This window comes from Exiguobacterium sp. s121 (assembly GCF_018617245.1).
GTDB classification, from domain to species: Bacteria; Bacillota; Bacilli; order Exiguobacteriales; family Exiguobacteriaceae; genus Exiguobacterium; species Exiguobacterium profundum.
Genome location: NZ_JACSJV010000001.1, coordinates 1,314,814 through 1,333,219, shown reverse-complemented (window position 1 = coordinate 1,333,219; position 18,406 = coordinate 1,314,814). Strand labels below are relative to the sequence as shown.

Here is an 18,406-nt window from a genome sequence, read left to right as displayed (position 1 = left end):
TTTATAGGATCGGACTAAGAAGGCGTGACAGGCCTTCACGGGCGCGTACCGTCCATTTACGGGATTCATAATCTTCCACTGTATAAGTGCGACTGACCGCCGTATCGGTCTCAAATAACGAAACGAGTTCGAGGGCGACCCGCTCATCATAGATGAGTGCGTTCACTTCAAAATTGAGACGGAAGCTTCGGGCGTCCAAATTTGTCGTCCCGACAGTCGCAATCTCATCATCGACGACGAGCGTCTTCGCGTGGAGAAACCCTTCATCATACAGATAGACGTTTGCCCCGTAGTCGAGGAGTTCCCCAAGGAACGAGAGGGACGCCCACATGACGAATGGATGGTCCGGTTTTCCAGGGATCATGATATCCATCTGAACGCCAGAATGGAGTGCCATTTTGCAAGCGTCCATAAAGCTTGTGTCTGGAATGAAGTATGGCGTTTGAATGACGACCCGTCGTTTGGCGGACATGATCATCTTGATCATCATATTCTTCAAATGTTCCGTATCCGAGTTTGGTCCACTCGTGACGATTTGCATCGGAGAATTTTCTTTAATGTCATGTCGCGCAAAGCAGAAGGCATTTTCAGGATCATGTTTACGGTGACCAGAATAATTCCAGTCCAATATGAATCGGTGTTGTAAATTGTAAACGACATCTCCTTCGACACGCAGGTGCGTGTCACGCCAATAGCCAAATTTTTCGACTAAACCTAAATACTCGGTACCGACATTGAATCCACCGACATAGCCGATTTTCCCATCGATGATGACGACCTTTCGGTGATTTCGGTTGTTCAACTTGAAGTTGATGATTCCGAGTGTCGGTGGGAAGAAGACACGCACCTCGCCATCGTTCGCAATCAACTCTTTAAAGTCCGAGTTCCGAAGACTACGTGAGCCGACCGCATCGTAGAGGAGTCGAACTTTGACACCGGCTTTCGCACGCTCGATCAACTCTTTCAACAGTGCCTGACCGAGAGCATCACGCTGGATGATGTAATATTGAATATTGATTTCCGTTTCGGCCGAGCGAATGTCATCCATCAGCGCTTTGAACTTTTGTTCGCCGTCGTGCAAGATGAGGGAACGGTTATGTACACTGATCAACGATTTAGACGATCGTAAGTTCATTTGAAGCAGTTGGTCATACTTTTCAAACAGCGGCTGTGCGAGCTGAGTTTGGCGCGTGTGAATCTGTTCAAGTTGCGCTTCGACTTGAAGCGAATGGAAGGAACGTTCTTCCACACTTAAATTATAGAAGTTATCCTTTTTAAGTTGTCTACCTAGGAAGAGATAAACGATAAAGCCGAGCACTGGTAAGAAAAACAGGACGAGCAGCCAGGCCCAAGTCGCGCCAACGTCACGTCTTTCGGCGAAGATGACGGCGAGTGCGAATAACATATTTAACCCGAGGACGATATAGAGTCCCCAACTGAAAATCATAGACCAATCCAACGACATACACCCCTTTATAATCGATTCATAGCTTAATCATACATCAAATGAGGGAATAGGATGCTATCAAATGAAATAGGGGGAAAAGATGATGAACATGGAAGTCGTATGGAAGAAAGGGATGGCGTTTGAAACACATACGCCATCAGGGCACACGGTGATCCTTGATGCGGCGGATGATGTCGGTGGGCTCGATACAGGACCTCGTCCGACAGAAATGTTGCTTCACGCGACCGCATCTTGCACAGGAATCGATATCGTATCGATTCTGCATAAGATGCGACAGCCAATCGAAGCATTCGAAATGAAAATCGATGGGGTGCGGGCGACCGATCACCCGAAACGCTTTACAGCCATTCACATCTTGTATATCCTGAAAGGCGAGTTATCGGAAGAACGAGTTCGGCGGGCCATCGAATTGTCAGTTGAACGTTATTGCTCTGTATCGCATAGCTTGAATGCGACGTTGACGTATAGCTATCAATTGAACGATGGAGACGTCACTCCGCTTGATTTTCATGAGTGAGCAGGATGGTTGAAAGGCATGCGGTTCTCCGTTATATTTGTATTTCAAATACTGTATAACTAAAGGAGGACGTTATGATTCGACTCGCGACGAAGCGCGATGCTAAACACATCGCGAACCTAATCGAACAACGAGCCGTAGCGCTAAATGAACAAGGAAGCGACCAATGGACCGAATATTTGGAACAGGACCTCGTAAAGCGTGTGCGCACTGACATTGTAGAAGGCAGTGTATATGTCTTTGAAGATGACCAACAAATTTTAGCTTCAATCGCATTGTTACCTCCAGATGAGTGGGATGATAACTTATGGGACGACAGTGAGCGAGGACAATATATCCATCGAATCGTCGTCAGCGAAAAACTAAAAGGGCAAGGCGTCGGACAGCAACTCATGGAGCATGTCTTAGAGGAAGCCGATGAAGATGAACCAATTCGTCTTGATTGTGTCGCTGACAATGAATTTCTAAATGATTACTATCCACGTTTCGGTTTCGTCTTTGTCGATTCACGAAACGGTTACAATACGTTCGAGTACAGATTAGATGAGAGCATGAGTGCATAAGGGTCATTAGACCCTTTTTTTGATATAATAACAAAAGCGAAAAGGAGGGTTTTATATGATTAAAACCATGTTGGTAGGATTCGGATTCTCGGCGAACACGTTCCATTTGCCGTTCTTAAAGGCCATTGACTCATTTGAAGTGAGTGGCGTCGTGTCTTCGCGCCCGGAAGAAGTGCAAGCTGAATTACCTGGTGCCACGGTATATGCGACATTAGAGGAAGCGCTTCAATCGGATGCTTCTCTATATGTCATCACGACACCATCGCATTTACATAAAGAGATGATTGTCGCATGTCTTGAGGCAGGAAAAGATGTGCTCGTTGAAAAACCAGCATTCCTGACAACGAAAGAAGGATATGAGTTGATTGAACTTGAAGCGAAATCGAAAGGCGTCGTCAACGTTTATCAAAACCGTCGTTATGACGGAGACTTCTTGACGGTTAAGTCGTTACTTGACTCGAACGAGTTAGGGGACTGGAAGGTGGTTGAATCTCGATTTGATCGTTTCCGTCCGAATGTACGTGATCGGTGGCGTGAAAATGCAGGACCAGGTTCAGGTATTTTATTCGACTTAGGAAGTCATCTGATTGATCAGACTCTCGCCTTGTTTGGAAAGCCAGATCGTATTCAAGCAGATGTGATGATTCAACGAGATGGCGGACAATCCGATGATGGGTTCCATCTGACATTCTATTATGGTGAAAAGCGAATATACCTTCGTTCGAACCCGTTCATCGCTGGAGAAACACCTCGGTTTGAAGTGCACGGCACGCAAGGAAGTTTCTTGAAATATGGACTTGATCCTCAAGAAGAGGCTCTGAAGCAAGGGAAGTTAGAAAGTGATCTTATAGAGACTGGTGTATTATCCAAAGAAGAGGTTTCGTCCATTCAAATCGAGAAAGGTAGCTATTTGGCGTATTATCAACAGTTAGCTTATAGTTATGAGGTACGGAAACCCGTCGTTTCATTAAAAGATGCAACATTGACAACCTACTTGATTGAACTTGCTCGTCAATCTAGTGATGCGGGTAGAGTCATTTCAGTAAATTGACATGGATTTGTATGGAATCGCTAATTTCGACAATCAAATTCACAATTGAAAAGAACGTGCGATGATTTCTTTGTGAACCGATTGATGCTTTTGAATTGTAAGGATAATCCCACGTGTGAAAATGAAAAATCGATGCCGCCGAACATTTTGTTCGAACGTGCATCGATTTTTTGATTAGGCTGCATCTTCTTCTGTCGATTCGACTTTTTCCGTATGACGGACAATCGGGGAATTTTTGAACAAACGACTTCCGATCAAGCCAAAACCGATTCCGAGGATGAACAGTACAACGGCTGTGAAGGTGACTGTTTGCCAATCGTTGAAACCATACATGACAAGAAGTCCCGGAATCCCGGCTGCCGAACCCGGTGCATCGTTGATCATACCGGTCATGGCGACAATCAACCCGGCGATGGCTCCACCGACAAAGTTGACACTGTAAATTGGAATTGGGTTAGCGGAAATGAGGTCAGCTTGCGTCAACGGTTCGATGGCGACAGAAAGCTGATCTTTCTTTGTTCCGATTTTCAATTGACGGAATAACAAGTAATTCATTGAGATGGACGCAGTCAACGCAAGCGCGGCAATTGCCATCGGTACACCTGTCAAACCAAGCATCGCCGTCAAGGCCATCGAACTGAGAGGCGACGTTGATACGACCGTGACAATCCCTCCTAAGACGAGACCCATGACGACCGGATTTTGTGTTGCTGCCAGTTCGATGACAGCTCCAATCTGTTCAAGTGTGTTTGTCACGAGTGGGTCTACCCCTGTCGCGACGAGACGGGCGAGCGGTGCCATCACGATGACGTAAAAAATCATATCGACGCCGGTCGGCAGATAGCGATTGATTCGAGTGCCAGCCAAAGCCAAAAGATATCCTGCAAAAAAGCCAGGAAGGATTCCGAATCCCGATACAGACAACCCGATCATCAAACTATAGACGGGGTTGATTCCAAGTGCGATGGCGACAAGAGCCGCAGCGGCAGGACCTGACAAAGCGCCAGCCGCTTGACCTACTTCTTCATAAAGAGGAAGTGGCAGCAATCCGCCGATTGCATACGCGTTGAACGCTTCGACGAGGAAACTCGCGATTGCAGCACCGGCCAATGCTCCCATCGCCTTCATTCCAAAAGGCGCCTTATAACTAAATAATGTGAACAAGGCGAGGATGAGCAGTAAAAGTGCGATTCCTTGAATAATGACCATAAACTCTTCCTTCTTTCTATCTCTATTTATTCATAATTTATTCTATATTCATGCATAGAAAGACTTCTGTAAAGCCATATTCAAAAGAAAAATTAAAATTGAACAATGATACCGGTTACAATTAGAAATTCCAAATCAAGAAAGCGTTTTCTTTGAAAAATGACATCAATTCTACAAGTTTGCACGTGTCGAGCCGCATGAGATTGGGAACAGATAGGGGAAAGACTTTTCAAAAAGTATTGGTCGAGGAGGATGAATCATGCAGAACGAAGACAGACCGTGGCATGCGCTCGAAGTAGATGAGGTGCGAACCCATGTGGAGACTGATCTTGAATCAGGTCTTACAACAGAAAGTGTCACAAGTCGTCAAGACGAATTCGGCAAAAACGTATTGCCGGAGAAAGAGAAAACCCCTGAAATTATAAAATTTCTAAGACAATTCAATGATGTTCTCGTGTACGTCTTATTAGCGGCTGCCGTCGTCACAGGATTCTTAGGGGAGTACATCGATACGATCGTCATCGTTTTAGTCGTCACGATTATCGGCGTCGTCGGATACCTTCAAGAAAATAAGGCAGAAGAAGCGCTCGAAGGAATCAAAAAATTATTAGAAACAAAGGCGACCATCGTTCGAAACGGCAAGCAATCTGAGATTGATTCAAGTGACCTGGTCGTGGGGGATGTCCTTGTACTTGCTGCCGGAGATAAAGTGCCGGCCGATGCCCGTGTCGTTCAAGCTGAAAAATTTAAGGTTGAGGAATCGGCGTTAACCGGAGAAGCGACGACTGTCGAGAAAAAATCGGACGTCGTGAAAGAAGACGCGGTGTTGGCTGACCGAAAAAACATGGTGTACTCGGGCACAAGTGTCGCAACGGGAAGTGCCAAAGCCATCGTGACGGCCATCGGTGAAGGTACGGAACTCGGTCAAATCAACGCTTCAATCTCAGAAGTCCAGACCGTCAAAACCCCTCTGATTCGTCAAACAACAAAGTTTGGTCAAACGGTTTCCATCGCCATCTTAATCATCTCCGTCGTGATTTATGCGTTCGGTTACTTTTTACGAGATTATGAGCCGGTCGAATTGATGCTGACGACAATCGGTCTTGCCGTTGCGGCGATTCCTGAAGGGTTGCCTGCCGTCATCTCTATCATTTTGGCACTCGGTGTCCGGAATATGGCTGAACAAAAAGCGATTGTTCGAAGTTTACCATCTGTCGAAACGCTTGGTGCTGTATCTGTCATTTGTACGGATAAGACGGGTACGTTGACGAAGAATGAGATGACGGTCAAACAAATCGTGACAGCGAACCATGATATCGAAGTCTCGGGTAGCGGATATGCTCCGAATGGAGATCTCGAATTGAATGGTCAACCGTTTGACTTGGATGATGATGAATCCATGATTGACCTGTTAACCGTCGGGAAGACGTGTAACGATTCGCAATTGAATGAAGAAGACGGCGACTGGGTCATCAACGGCGATCCGACAGAGGCTTGTCTGTTGACGGTCGCTGAGAAAGCTGAACGCCCAATTGAACGTTTAAAAGTTATCTCGAAGATTCCGTTCGATTCTGAATATAAATACATGGCGACGCTCGTCGATTACAAAGGGGAGCGAATGATTTTTGTCAAAGGGGCGCCGGACCGACTCTTTGATATGGCGTCGTCTGAAGACTTTAAACAAGACTATTGGGATGAAAAACGAAAAGAGATTGCCGACCGCGGTCAACGCGTTCTCGGTGCTGGTCTAAAACGTGTCGACAGTTCAAAAGCGTCAATCGACCATGAGGATGTTGAAGATGGTCTGACTTTCCTCGGCTTATTTGGAATCGTCGACCCACCTCGACAAGAGGCCATCGATGCGGTTGCCGCGTGTCGTGATGCTGGAATCCGAATTAAAATGATCACGGGTGATCATAAAGATACCGCTGTCGCGATTGCAAAAGAACTGGGCATGGAAGTGGAAGGCGCCCTCGAAGGTCGTGAATTGACAGATATGACAGATGAAGAAATCAAAGAGGCTTCCGTTCATAACGATGTATTCGCACGGACCAGCCCTAACGACAAGCTTCGTCTCGTCAAAGGATTGCAAGAGAACGGTCTGATTACATCGATGACAGGAGATGGTGTGAACGACGCACCTGCCTTAAAACGTGCTGACATTGGTGTGGCAATGGGGATTAAAGGGACGGAAGTAGCGAAAGAAGCATCTCAGATGGTTCTTGTCGATGACAACTTCAAAACGATCTATAACGCCGTACGAGAAGGACGACGGGTGTACGATAACCTGAAGAAAACCATTCTCTTCTTGCTTCCGACAAACGGAGGTCAAGCGTTGCTTGTGGCAATGAGTATCTTGCTCGGAGCGGCTGCACCGCTCAGTCCTGTGCAGATTTTATGGGTCAACATGGTTGTCGCGATTACTCTCTCTTTAGCAATCGCTTTCGAACCACTCGAAGAGAGTACGATGAAACGACCGCCACGTCCGGCCAATGTGCCGCTACTCAGCCGATACTATATTTTCCGCGTCACCTTCGTTTCAATTATTATCGGGGGCGGTAGTTTATGGATCAACTATATGCTGGGGGATTTCGACTACTCGACCGAGAAATTACAAACCATCACCTTGAATGCCATCGTCATGGCCCAGCTCTTCCACTTGTATAACTGTCGTACGGAGTTGGCACCAGCATTCAACCGTCATTTCTTTGACAATAAGATTGCGTTTCTCGTATCAGCTTTACTCATTGCCCTACAATTGTTCATCACGTACGTACCGTTTATGCATACGTTATTCGGTACCGCTCCATTAACGTGGGAAGATTGGATTTATCCTGTGGCATTTGGTGCCGTCGTCTTTATCATCGTTGAAATTGAAAAGGCGATCTCCAGACGTGTCATCGGCAACCGGAATATACACTGATACGTTTCATTCATGTGAAAAAAGGATAAACAAGTGGAGTAAACATGAAGGAGGGATACGATGAAGCGTGACGAATCACAACCAGGGGTTCACCCGGATCCGCTACCGGATGACGAGTCGGATCCGGCGAAAAAACCGGCTCCGACACAGCATCCTGACCCTGATCCAGAGGAAGAATCTAACGAATAAATCGTGTAACAGTCAAAAGATCCTGCTAGCACAATGAGCTAGCAGGATCTTTTTGAGTTGGTTTATGATGTTGACTTTACAGAGCGGCTGTTTTGTAGCCGATTGAATGTCTTCTCGTTCATATGCTCCGTGATGACAAAATCACCGACTGGGCATTCCCATTTCCCTTTTTCGACAACACATTCGCGCAATGTCACTTGGTCATCGTATAAATCTAGTTCCAATGTGTCTTTCAAAAACTGATCGACTTTTTGGTTTGGAACTTTTACATATTCATTGAATTCGAGTTCTTCATTCTTGACAGTCACGTAAGAAGTGACTTGGAAATAACGCATGTGATGGTCTCCTTCATTAAAAACTAATTTCTAGTATAGCCGTTTTTGATGAAAAATGGGTGCTCAATGTTTCATTTCAGCCCGTTCACGCTTTGGAGGTGCTTCGTTGAACGGTTTTTGATGACGAATCATGAGCCAAAAAATGAGACCGAACAACGGGATGTAAGGGAGCGGCCATAAACTCATTTTGTAGCGTTTCGCGTCCCGATTCATTAACGTGATTTGAATGAATGCCAACAAAAAGAAATCAACGGTCATCGTTCGAACAAATTGATTGTTCTCCACATATGACCAGTATTCTGCAACATTTCCGGTATTGGCTGCAGCGATGAACAACCCGATTGTCACCAGTAAAAGCACAACGCCGAGGATGCGGGTCGGCAGTGGTTTGACCGGCGTCGGATAAGGTGACTGTCTCGCAAAAGCCAAATAAGGAGCGAGTAGAAATCCCCCAACGAAAAAACTGGTGACAGCGGCGATGAGTGGATTCGGTTTGAGCTGATTCACTTCTGACCAAAGAAGTGGAAACATCGCCAGGGGAAACACCCCTAAGATACTAAAGAGCGATAGAGAATAGCCTTCGTACGCCTCGGTATTATAAGTCACAAAATCGAGAAGAAAGCGTCCGTCGAACGGGACGTTTGGACCGATGACGGCGAATGCAATTGCCAGTCCCCAAGGAATCAATAAGAATTTTCTTGTCATACGAACACCTCGTCAATGGTTGATAGTTGTAGTATACCCTCTTTTGGAGACACGAAAAAATGAGAAGATGCCTGACGCATGTTCTCATTTATTTTCACGTGCATACGTTTTAATCATCGTGACGAGTTGCTGAGTTTCGTCAGCCTTCACATCAAGCATGATCCCATAATCATACAGCGAGCCTGTTTGGCCACGGTGTCTGACATGTCCCATGAGTTCGATCGGTTGAAGCGTCGGGACGAGGTCGAAAAGAAAATGGACCTGTAAATCATCAGAGAGCGGGAAGAGGTAGTCCGATCGCAATTTTAATCCATGAGAACTTACATTGAGAAGCAATCCTTCCCCATCATAGAGTTCTTTTTCTTCCCATACAAGTCGATAAGGGATGGTACGGGGATTCGGTAGGATATAGCGGAACGTCTCCTGTCGGCGATAACGCATCAATTCACCCCATTTCTTTACTTCTTTTATCGGCAAAATTGAATTTAAAATGAAGTGGAAGATTGTATAAAATTATAGTGTACTCGCTTTACAAATGTGAAAGCGCTTTCTATAATAGGTGTACGATTTGAATAGGGAGGAGATCAGATGAATGTACATGATTTACTCCGACGTTACTCGATTCAAACACCAGTCATCTATGAAAAAAAACGTAACGGGGAGTGGGTTAAACTCGAGCGCTTACCTGCTTATACCATTCTTGAAGTCGAAACGAACGATCATACCATCGAGGCGGTTGCGATTGATGCATTCAAAGCGATTACCGTCTGTCGAGAGTCGGCGTCGATTGAAGAAGCCCGTCCGTATGCTGTGCGTATCCAGATTGAACGACCATAAGAAAAGCCGTAACTTCACGTTGAAGTTACGGCTTTTCTTTATGCGGCATTCTGTTCGGTTTCGTCTTGTGGATTTGTTCGTTTTGCGTAATACATGAACGGTGTAGCCATCCACGCGATCACAAACTTCGCCACGTATGTCGTGATAAAGATATTCCACCATATGTCCCATTCCATTCCCCAAAATGCGATGATGCAGAACGTGAACGTATCAATCAATTGGGATAAGACGGTCGAACCCGTCGTACGAAGCCAAAGCTTCTTCTCACCCGTTTTTGCGCGGATCTTCGAATAGACGAAGACATCGAACAATTGAGAGACCAAATAGGCAGCAAGGCTACCGAGTGTGATCAATGGCAGCATCGAGAAGAGTGCCTCGAAGCTTTCGTGCATGAACAGTGCCTCTTCAAACGGCTCATATAACAGTGCGTATTGCATGAGTACTGTTGAGACGATCAAGATGAAAAATCCGAGCCATACGCCTTTACGGGCAGCCGCTCGCCCATGTTTTTCGTTCAAAATATCGGTTGCCAAGTAGAGCGAACCGTAAACGATGTTACCGAGCGTGAAAATGTATCCGCCAATTACAATCTGTTGCGTGACTTGGATGTTTGCAACGACCGAAGCCATCGCAATCCAAGCATATAAGCCGACTCGTCCGAATAACTTGTAACTGAGGACGAGTAGTCCGAGTGTAAGGATGGCAGAAGGAATCCATAACCATTCGTTTAGCATGAATCATGCTCCTTCCTCTAACTATTCAATGATTTCAACTTTTCAAGTTTATAGAGGAACGGAAATGATGTCAAGGTGAGGGGGGAGGGAGAGGGTCCACTTAAGTAAACACTGTAAATTATAAAACCTTCTTGTATATCAAAAAAGTGCTAGTGGAAATACCCTGTGAAGTGCAATCGTTCGACAAATTGAAAACCGATTCGACAAAGCGGTGTTCGTGACATGAAAATTAGGAAAGTGGGAACAAAGTGGGAACGGACAAAAAGAAAGCACTTCCTGTCATAAACAGGAAGTGCTTAACACCGCTCAATTGAGCGGTATTCTTGATGCCTCCGACGAGAATCGAACTCGTGCTGCAGCATTACCATTGCTGAGGTCTGCCACTAACCTACAGAGGCGTTACACCAACTATGTTACACAGATTATTCGTCGTTTTCAAGCTTTTTTAGAATAATAAGACCTCCAATCTTCGATAAAGGAAGATTGGAGGTCGGATGGTTCATGATTATTTTGTACGGATCCAAACGGCACCTGCAGAGTTGTCTTTCGCTTCACCGACTACGTCAATGACGAGACCGTATTGCGGAAGTTTGCGTCCTGCATCTGGAATGAGCGAGTTGATGTAAGAGTTTGCATCATTGAACTGCTTCACGCCAGGCTGTGCTTTGTAATCGTACACCCCACGACTCGGTGAATCAATATACCAAGCGAGCGTCTTATCGAGACTGAATGCCGCATCAGCAATTTGGTAACGTGTACTACCTGCGACTGTCTGTTGACCGTTCAAGTTACCGATGAGCGCTTCAGGATGTGAATCGACGACACCGAGGAACCCTTCACCAGGGTGGACACCGACCCAGTTGTCTGTGTACGAGTCATCACCGTACCACACGACGAGACCTGTGTTGTATTTCACGCCGCGGCCGTTGAGAAGACCCATATCCGACCCAGCGTGGTTACGCCATTCGAGGTAGTAATAGTGTGGTTTTGAATCGTATCCGTCTGAAGAGACGAATCCATCGAGCGTCACGGCTTCAGCGCCTTCCGCATCATCTGCGAAGAGTGTTGCTGATTCTGATTTAATTGACAAGTTGTCGACTGCGAAGCCTTTCATGGCGACACCGCCGTCTGTCACGTATTCAAAGACGATTTGAACATCTTGTCCAGCGAATTTTGAGAGGTCGTATGATTTGTTGACCCATGCACCGTTCGTCGTCTCAGCAGGGTAGCCCGCTTCGTTTGCACCGTTGACGTCGTCACCGAATACATCGAGAACGACTTCTTGACCACCGCTGAGGGCTTTGATGTACAAGTAATCATAGTCCGATTCGACTTCATAGAATGAATCGAATGCGAGGACTCCGTCCGCACCGAGTTTCACAGCTGGTGTTGCCATCTCAGTATGGATGTCGTCACCTTTTGTCGAGTAATAGTAGCGATCGCCATAAGCTGGTTCGATTCCTTTAATCTTCTTATCAGGAAGGTTGACTTTGACAATGCCTGGATTGTTTGATTTCGTCACAGATTGGTCGAGTTGTGCGACGAACCCTTGAGAGTTGATGTCTTCAAGGTCGACTTCTGTGATGTTTGCCCAGTTTCCACCCATGATTTTTTGGAAGTATTCTTTGTTTTGTGGTGAGAAGCTTGTTGGCTCCGTACCAGCCACTTTACCAGCCCAGCTACCGCCACTCATGATCGACCATGATTGTACCGGTTCGCCTTGACCTGTGTACTGCGTATCGTACTCATCGGGAAGACCGAGGTCATGTCCGAACTCGTGTGCGAAAACGCCGACCGCACCATCTTCAGGTTGAATCGTGTAATCATATGCAGCCATTTTCCCGCCCCAGTAAGGAACTGCAGCTTCTGTGTTGGCTACTGGATAAACACCATCAAGAACCCAGCGATGTGACCATACCGCATCGTCACCGAGCGCACCGCCACCTGCTTCTTGACCAGTCCCAGCGTGGATGATCATCAAGTGGTCAACGAGACCGTCCGGCTCATTGAAGTCACCGTCTCCATCCAAATCGTAAAGGTCGTATTGATCATGTTCTTTCAAATCGATTCCAGATGCGACCGCAGCATTCAACGCATCTTTGACGAGTTGACGAGGTCCCGGTCCGACGTTATCATGTCCGCCATCACCTTTGTCAGCTCCATAGTCTTTCGCGGTTCCCGGAACGGTCAACCACTCCGAAACCTCACCATCGACCGTATAACTTCCGCCTGATTGTTCTTCATAGTATTGTTTGAACGTTTGGACCTTTTCACCGTTAAAGAGTTCAAATTGTTGATCACCGAACATATACTTTTCGTAATGTTCTTTACTGAAGTTATCGCTGTACATATAGCCCGGCTCTTGGATGATGTTATTGTGTTTGAAGTCGCTGTACTCGACGAGGAGAACGAGGACTTTATCTTCACGTACCGAACCGTTGTATGCAGATTGCTGGGCAGGAGATACTTTTACTTGACCGTTCGGTTTCCCTTTACGGTAATTCCCTTGCCCTTTTTTCGCTTTATCAAGAATTCGTTTTGATTCCTTTTCGAATTGAGTATGTATCTTCTCTTTTGCTTTCGAAGCCTTCTCGTTCACTTTGTCGTCGTGCTTATGTGGATCTTTCGCTTCACCTTGCTTTTTCGCGATATACGCATCGACTGCTTTCATGCGTTCAGATGCGGACAATCCTTTTTTGATGACGCCACGTTTCTCGAGAGCTTTCGCGAGACGCTCTTCATCGATGATGTTGTGGTCGAACGGAGCGAGCTCGCTCGTTGTCGGAACCGATGGTGCAACCGAGAGGGGTGCAGCACCAGCTGCCGGAACGATACTGACTGTCATGGCAGATGTCATGAGAGCCGCGAGTGTCGTTCGACGGATGGAACGTTTTTTCATTTGTGTGAACCTCCTGTTAAAAAATAATGGGAAAATGTGTGAGCTTGTTGTAAATGTACTCTTTGTGTCTGATTAATGTCAATATTCAGAAAATAATAAACGAAAAAGGAGTCTAAAGACCTATTTAGTTCAATTTGACTAAATAGACTTAGACTCTAGGTCGATATATCCGTAATGGAACTTCGACGTTTTACGTTTTATGTGAGTGAAACCGTACCGTTCAAAGGTATCGCTCTCAAAATGCGCCTTCAAGACAATTCGTTTCATAGCTACTCGTGTTGCTTCGGTAATCAATTCTTGCGTGAGAGGGGAGGTGTCGGCGATTGTGCGAAGTGGGTTCAGATGAACCGATTCTGAAATCGTCTTTTCAAACATCGGATCAAAGTAAATACAATCAAACGAATTTTCCGCACACGATTTTAAATAGTCGAGAGAGTTGGAGTGAACGACCTCAATGCGTCGCATCGCCTCATTGACCTGCTCATCTTTTTCGACCCATACGGACATGCCTTCTCGGACGAGTTGTGCCGTAATGAACTGACTCTCAAGCCCGATTACTTTACCGCTTGAACCGACGACATGGCTCATGACGATACTGTCCGAGCCGAGTCCGAGTGTACAATCTAGAATATGGTCACCCGGAGTTGCTTGCATGGCGTCAATGAGTGGGTCTCTTCCGCCTCGGCTCAGTTGCTTCACCCGAAAGACGGAGCTCGATGGGTGAAAAAAGAACGGCTCTGTACTATGCAAAGGTGTGAACTCGACACGTCGTTTATCAAAGATAAGTACACCTTGTTGATGACGTTTCTTCAACTCATCAATGGAAAGTTTGCGTCGGTCGACAAATTTCATCTTGTATTCTGTGGCATGCGTATGCGCTCGAGACAAGACATCATCTGTAGGGCGCAAACAAGTAGTGACAATATACATAATCCGGGCTCCTTCATAAAAAATGAGACGCAGTTGCGTCTCATTTTTTCTTACTGAGTAAGTCTGATAATTCATCGATAAGTGCTTTATGAGAAGCGAGTTCTTTCTTCTTCTCATCGTTCACGTTCATCGGACGTTTTGAACGGCTTTGAAGCGCTTCAAGCGTTTCATCGATTGACGACTTCAACGTATCACGTTCTTCAGGTTTCAGAGATACTTCGTGCGGATTTTCGCCAGAAGCATCTAATTCGCGGAGACGTGCCATCAATTGCTTTGCCTCGCGATTCAAATCGATTAACAATCTGTCAATTTGTTCCAATCGTAATTTAATCCCATCACGTTCTGTAAACATCTGTTTCACCTCTTTTTGCGGTTTAACCCTAAGGTCTCTTCCTGTTTACTTTACCATAAAATTAGTTAAACGAAACTACCGGGAATATATTCCATTTATTTTGGCTGTAAGAAACATTGTTTCTCTATCCCCACACGAATGTCACCTGCTATACTAACTGAGCTAATAAGGAGGTGGGCGGATGGAAACGACAAATCATCCACCAAAAGCGCTCAAAGGAGCGATTGTGTCGATTACGGCATATTTGATCTTATCTATACTAAAAGTATTCTTCGGGTACTTATATGAATCTGAAGCGGTCCTAGCTGATGGATTCAACAATACGACGGATATCATTGCTTCGGTCGCGGTCTATATCGGCATTCGGGTGGCTGCATTGCCACGGGATGCCGAGCATAAATATGGTCATGCGAAAATGGAGACAATCTCTGCTCTCATCGCTTCATTAATCATGATTGCGGTCGGTATTTTCGTCTTCTTAAACAGTCTGTCGAATTTAATTGGGGGCGAGTATACAGAGCCGAACCCATTGGCGGCGGTCGTCGCCTTCGTCAGTGCGCTCGTCATGTTCGGGGTGTATCGGTTCAACTTGAACCTCGCGAGAAAAACAAAGTCATTGGCACTTAAAGCGGCGGCGAAAGACAACTTGGCCGATGCGATGATTTCAGTCGGAGCCACACTTGGTGTGCTATTTGCTTATTTCCAACTGCCCTGGATGGACACGGTCTTAGCAATTGTGATTGCCGGCATGATCATCCGGACAGCGATCCAAATCTTTTTAGATGCCACCCATCAGCTTTCTGACGGGTTCCCTCCGCACCTCGTCGAGTCCTATGAGGAGACGATTGAACAATTTGAGCGTGTGAAAGAAGTTCGGGAAATCAAAGGGCGTCATCTTGGGAATCACGTGATGCTCGATGTGACGATTGCAGTCGATGGCGATTTGACTGTGGACGCGGCCCATGAATTGTGTGACGATATCGAACGGAAACTAGATGAAGAGCATGCGGTCGATTCGGTGCATATTCATATCGAACCGGTTTGATGTTCGGTTATCTTTTGCGCTTCATGAAGGGATTCGTTTATAATAAGCGCAGACAGATATTGAACTACTAGTTAAGGAGGGCACGGGATGAACATCGTGCGTCAACCTATTCGCCAGATTGATGAGATTGAATATGAACACTTTCAAAAATATGGAGAAAGTGCATATGGCGTTTCTGCTGAAGAGTTGAAAGGGATCCTCGAGGAAATGGGGGCGGAGCAACTTTATCACGCAGAAGAGCATAGTTATGGAGAAGACTTCTATTACGACTTGATGGTCGATGACAAACTGGTCGGTAAAGTCTTGTTACTCAAGCTTGCCCGCGTATACCAACTCGACCTGATGGTGTTCGATGCGTACAAAAACAAAGGATATGCGACGGAAGGTTTGCGTCTTGCCTTACTGGACTCAAAATTGATGGATGGACAAACAGTCCGGGCTGGCATCCCACCGACGAGCCCACATCAACAAGAGATGCATCATGTTCTTATTCAGAACGGGTTCGAAAAGCGGAACGGTTTGTATTATTTAAATTTTAAGAAACGATATGTGGTAAACCATTAAGCTGACGGCGTCTCGCACGTCAGCTTTTTTCATATGGAGGGGTAAGGATGAAGCAAGTCACCATTAAAGACATTGCGGAGCTCGCTGGTGTCGCCAAAAGTACGGTCTCACGCTATCTGAACGGTGGATCGGTTGGAAAGGCAACAAGGGAAAAACTCGACCGGGTCATTCGAGATACGAACTATGAGCCGAATCAGTTCGCTCAAAGTCTCAAGTCGAAACAGACGAAGATGATTGGGGTCATCGTTCCACGGCTCGATTCGTATGCCGCCTCACGGACGATGATGGGGATTGATGAACAGCTCACGGAACGAGGATATCAAATGCTCGTCGTCAATACAGCACAACAGACGGAACGAGAAATCGAACAGCTATACAATTTAGCCAAACAAAAAGTCGCCGGAATCATCTGGCTTGGAACGACGGTCACGGAACGTCATCTTGAGGCGATTGAGGCGATTCAAATCCCGGTCTTGTTGATTGGTCAGCAACATGACAATGTCCATAGTCTCGTCTATCCTGACTATGATGCGGCCTATGCGCTCGGTAAACAGTTCACGGAGTGGGGTCATCGAAACGTGGTCTATGTCGGGGTGTATGAATCGGATATCGCGGTCGGTCAAGCACGCCGTGACGGATTTTTGAAGGCGTTTCAAGAATCGGAGGCAAATGTCAAAGTCATTCAAACGACGTTTAAGATTGAGGACGCCATTCCAATCGGTGAACAGTTGGCGAATGATGTCGGCACTGTTTCGTTGATTGTTTGTGCGACCGACAACATTGCGTTAGGCGTCTTGAAAGGATTAGCGAATCAAGGGGTCTCTGTCCCGAGAGATGTCTCTGTCAGTGGATTTGGAGGATATGATTTCACGGAAGTCCTGCATCCATCCATCACGACGGTACACCTTCCTTATCGCCGAACTGGTGCGAAAGCTGCCGACATGATGCTACAGCTCTTACACGGTGAACACGTCCCAATGAAAACGTTCACAATTTTTGAATTAAAAGTGCGCGAAAGCGTTGACAAGTTGAATTAAATCGTTTACATTTGTGTTGCGGAACCGGTTCCGCAACATTTTTTATTCTAAAATGGAACCGGTACCAATCGTATAAAGAACTCATATGATTTTTGGAGGTGGACGATATGAACACCGTACATTGTATCGGCGAATTGTTGATTGACTGGGTATGCGAGGATGCGTCTAGCGATCTCGTGAACGGGACGACGTTCGTCAAGAAAGCTGGAGGCGCACCTGCGAATGTCGCGGCAGTCGTCAGTAAGCACGGGGGACAATCCAGTTTCCTCGGACAGGTTGGAGATGACCCGTTTGGTCTCTTCTTGAAACAGACGTTGGTCGAGAACGGCGTCCGAACAGAAAACCTTGTGGAGTCTGGAGATACGACATTCGCATTCGTATCGATTCAAGAGGACGGAGAGCGGGACTTCACATTCCGTCGCGGAAGTGACGGGGAGTATGCCTTCGAGTCGATCGACTTATCGGTGATCGAGTCAGGAGACATCATTCATTTCGGCTCGGCGACAGCACTACTTGATGGGAAATTGAAAGACGCGTACTTCAAGTTATTGCAATTTGCAAAACGAGACGGTTTGTTCATTTCATTTGACCCAAACTATCGTGATGCATTGATCACTGACCTCGAACAGTTTAAACAAGACGCGAGACATTTCATCGCAGAAGCAGACTTCGTCAAACTAAGTGAAGAAGAAGCCCACTTGTTAACGGGTGAGAAGCAACTTGAAGAAGCGGTTCGAGCGCTTCTCCGATTAGGTGCTAAACAGGTGGCAATCACACTCGGATCTCGTGGCACATTGATTGCGACAACGGATCACCACGAAATCGTTCCATCGATTGCGATTGAGAGTGTGGATTCGACGGGTGCAGGTGATGCATTCGTTGGTGCCTATTTGTATCGTTTGGCGACACTCGGGATGGACCCGCAGCGGTTACGTTCCGACATTGAATATGCGAATGTAACAGGAGCATTGACATGTACGGCTTATGGAGCCATTCCAGCCATTCCAACACGACAGCTTGTAAATGAAACGTTAGGAGGGAAATGAAA

General features: G+C 46.2%; 19 protein-coding genes and 1 tRNA gene. 10 read left to right on the top strand and 10 right to left on the bottom strand.

From position 1 onward, the window contains the following. Window position 1: 1 nt before the first annotated feature. Window positions 2–1,465, bottom strand: a complete 1,464-nt coding sequence (cls, locus tag KOG47_RS06870; protein ID WP_420871338.1) for a cardiolipin synthase — start codon at window positions 1,463–1,465, stop codon at window positions 2–4. Between the two features lie 85 nt (window positions 1,466–1,550). On the opposite strand from cls, the gene KOG47_RS06865 reads away from it, so the two are divergent. The 3 genes from KOG47_RS06865 (at window position 1,551) to KOG47_RS06855 (ending at window position 3,599) form a co-directional block, all read left to right on the top strand. Then, window positions 1,551–1,985 (top strand): OsmC family protein, encoded by a 435-nt coding sequence (locus KOG47_RS06865; RefSeq protein ID WP_380081266.1) that lies wholly within the window; start codon window positions 1,551–1,553, stop codon window positions 1,983–1,985. Between the two features lie 74 nt (window positions 1,986–2,059). Further along, entirely contained in the window at window positions 2,060–2,548 is a 489-nt protein-coding gene (locus KOG47_RS06860; protein ID WP_215243980.1) for a GNAT family N-acetyltransferase, read from the top strand. Between the two features lie 55 nt (window positions 2,549–2,603). Further along, window positions 2,604–3,599 carry a Gfo/Idh/MocA family protein gene (locus tag KOG47_RS06855; protein WP_159562248.1) on the top strand — a complete coding sequence of 332 codons (996 nt, stop codon included), beginning with the start codon at window positions 2,604–2,606 and terminating at the stop codon, window positions 3,597–3,599. Between the two features lie 174 nt (window positions 3,600–3,773). On the opposite strand, the gene KOG47_RS06850 is transcribed toward KOG47_RS06855, so the two are convergent. Continuing rightward, window positions 3,774–4,808 carry a PTS sugar transporter subunit IIC gene (locus KOG47_RS06850; RefSeq protein WP_215243979.1) on the bottom strand — a complete coding sequence of 345 codons (1,035 nt, stop codon included), beginning with the start codon at window positions 4,806–4,808 and terminating at the stop codon, window positions 3,774–3,776. Between the two features lie 259 nt (window positions 4,809–5,067). On the opposite strand from KOG47_RS06850, the gene KOG47_RS06845 reads away from it, so the two are divergent. Then, window positions 5,068–7,731: a cation-transporting P-type ATPase gene (locus KOG47_RS06845; RefSeq protein WP_196430670.1), complete on the top strand. Its 2,664-nt coding sequence runs from the start codon at window positions 5,068–5,070 to the stop codon at window positions 7,729–7,731. 60 nt (window positions 7,732–7,791) lie between these two features. Further along, window positions 7,792–7,920: a hypothetical protein gene (locus tag KOG47_RS14845; RefSeq protein WP_255541905.1), complete on the top strand. Its 129-nt coding sequence runs from the start codon at window positions 7,792–7,794 to the stop codon at window positions 7,918–7,920. Between the two features lie 62 nt (window positions 7,921–7,982). Here the strand turns inward: KOG47_RS14845 and KOG47_RS06840 are convergent, their stop codons facing one another. The 3 genes from KOG47_RS06840 to KOG47_RS06830 form a co-directional block, all read right to left on the bottom strand. Beyond that, window positions 7,983–8,255: a hypothetical protein gene (locus KOG47_RS06840; RefSeq protein WP_074037074.1), complete on the bottom strand. Its 273-nt coding sequence runs from the start codon at window positions 8,253–8,255 to the stop codon at window positions 7,983–7,985. 63 nt (window positions 8,256–8,318) lie between these two features. After that, the gene (locus tag KOG47_RS06835; RefSeq protein WP_078146855.1) at window positions 8,319–8,960 is read right to left on the bottom strand and encodes a hypothetical protein; all 642 of its coding nucleotides are present in this window, start codon (window positions 8,958–8,960) and stop codon (window positions 8,319–8,321) included. Between the two features lie 84 nt (window positions 8,961–9,044). Continuing rightward, window positions 9,045–9,401, bottom strand: coding sequence for a PilZ domain-containing protein (locus KOG47_RS06830; protein WP_012726233.1), 357 nt, complete (start codon window positions 9,399–9,401; stop codon window positions 9,045–9,047). Between the two features lie 147 nt (window positions 9,402–9,548). On the opposite strand from KOG47_RS06830, the gene KOG47_RS06825 reads away from it, so the two are divergent. Then, a complete protein-coding gene (locus KOG47_RS06825) occupies window positions 9,549–9,797 on the top strand; it encodes a hypothetical protein (RefSeq protein ID WP_159562253.1) in 249 nt (82 codons plus the stop codon). Between the two features lie 38 nt (window positions 9,798–9,835). Here KOG47_RS06825 and KOG47_RS06820 read toward each other — a convergent pair whose 3' ends face one another. From KOG47_RS06820 to KOG47_RS06800, 5 genes are all read right to left on the bottom strand, one after another. Beyond that, window positions 9,836–10,531, bottom strand: a complete 696-nt coding sequence (locus KOG47_RS06820; RefSeq protein ID WP_215243978.1) for a queuosine precursor transporter — start codon at window positions 10,529–10,531, stop codon at window positions 9,836–9,838. 327 nt (window positions 10,532–10,858) lie between these two features. Beyond that, a tRNA-Thr gene (locus KOG47_RS06815) sits at window positions 10,859–10,929 on the bottom strand. Between the two features lie 107 nt (window positions 10,930–11,036). Next, window positions 11,037–13,430: an immune inhibitor A domain-containing protein gene (locus KOG47_RS06810; RefSeq protein ID WP_215243977.1), complete on the bottom strand. Its 2,394-nt coding sequence runs from the start codon at window positions 13,428–13,430 to the stop codon at window positions 11,037–11,039. 138 nt (window positions 13,431–13,568) lie between these two features. Further along, the gene (locus tag KOG47_RS06805; RefSeq protein ID WP_215243976.1) at window positions 13,569–14,360 is read right to left on the bottom strand and encodes a class I SAM-dependent methyltransferase; all 792 of its coding nucleotides are present in this window, start codon (window positions 14,358–14,360) and stop codon (window positions 13,569–13,571) included. Window positions 14,361–14,400: 40 nt separating this feature from the next. Beyond that, entirely contained in the window at window positions 14,401–14,712 is a 312-nt protein-coding gene (locus KOG47_RS06800; protein WP_012726238.1) for a hypothetical protein, read from the bottom strand. Window positions 14,713–14,893: 181 nt separating this feature from the next. Here KOG47_RS06800 and KOG47_RS06795 point away from each other — a divergent pair, with 181 nt between their 5' ends. The 4 genes from KOG47_RS06795 (at window position 14,894) to KOG47_RS06780 (ending at window position 18,404) form a co-directional block, all read left to right on the top strand. Beyond that, the gene (locus KOG47_RS06795) at window positions 14,894–15,757 is read left to right on the top strand and encodes a cation diffusion facilitator family transporter (protein WP_159562257.1); all 864 of its coding nucleotides are present in this window, start codon (window positions 14,894–14,896) and stop codon (window positions 15,755–15,757) included. A gap of 87 nt (window positions 15,758–15,844) precedes the next feature. Beyond that, window positions 15,845–16,321, top strand: coding sequence for an N-acetyltransferase (locus KOG47_RS06790; protein WP_159562258.1), 477 nt, complete (start codon window positions 15,845–15,847; stop codon window positions 16,319–16,321). A gap of 47 nt (window positions 16,322–16,368) precedes the next feature. After that, window positions 16,369–17,358, top strand: coding sequence for a LacI family DNA-binding transcriptional regulator (locus tag KOG47_RS06785; protein ID WP_214690948.1), 990 nt, complete (start codon window positions 16,369–16,371; stop codon window positions 17,356–17,358). Window positions 17,359–17,465: 107 nt separating this feature from the next. Next, entirely contained in the window at window positions 17,466–18,404 is a 939-nt protein-coding gene (locus tag KOG47_RS06780) for a carbohydrate kinase family protein (protein ID WP_215243975.1), read from the top strand. The last annotated feature ends 2 nt before the right edge of the window (window positions 18,405–18,406 follow it).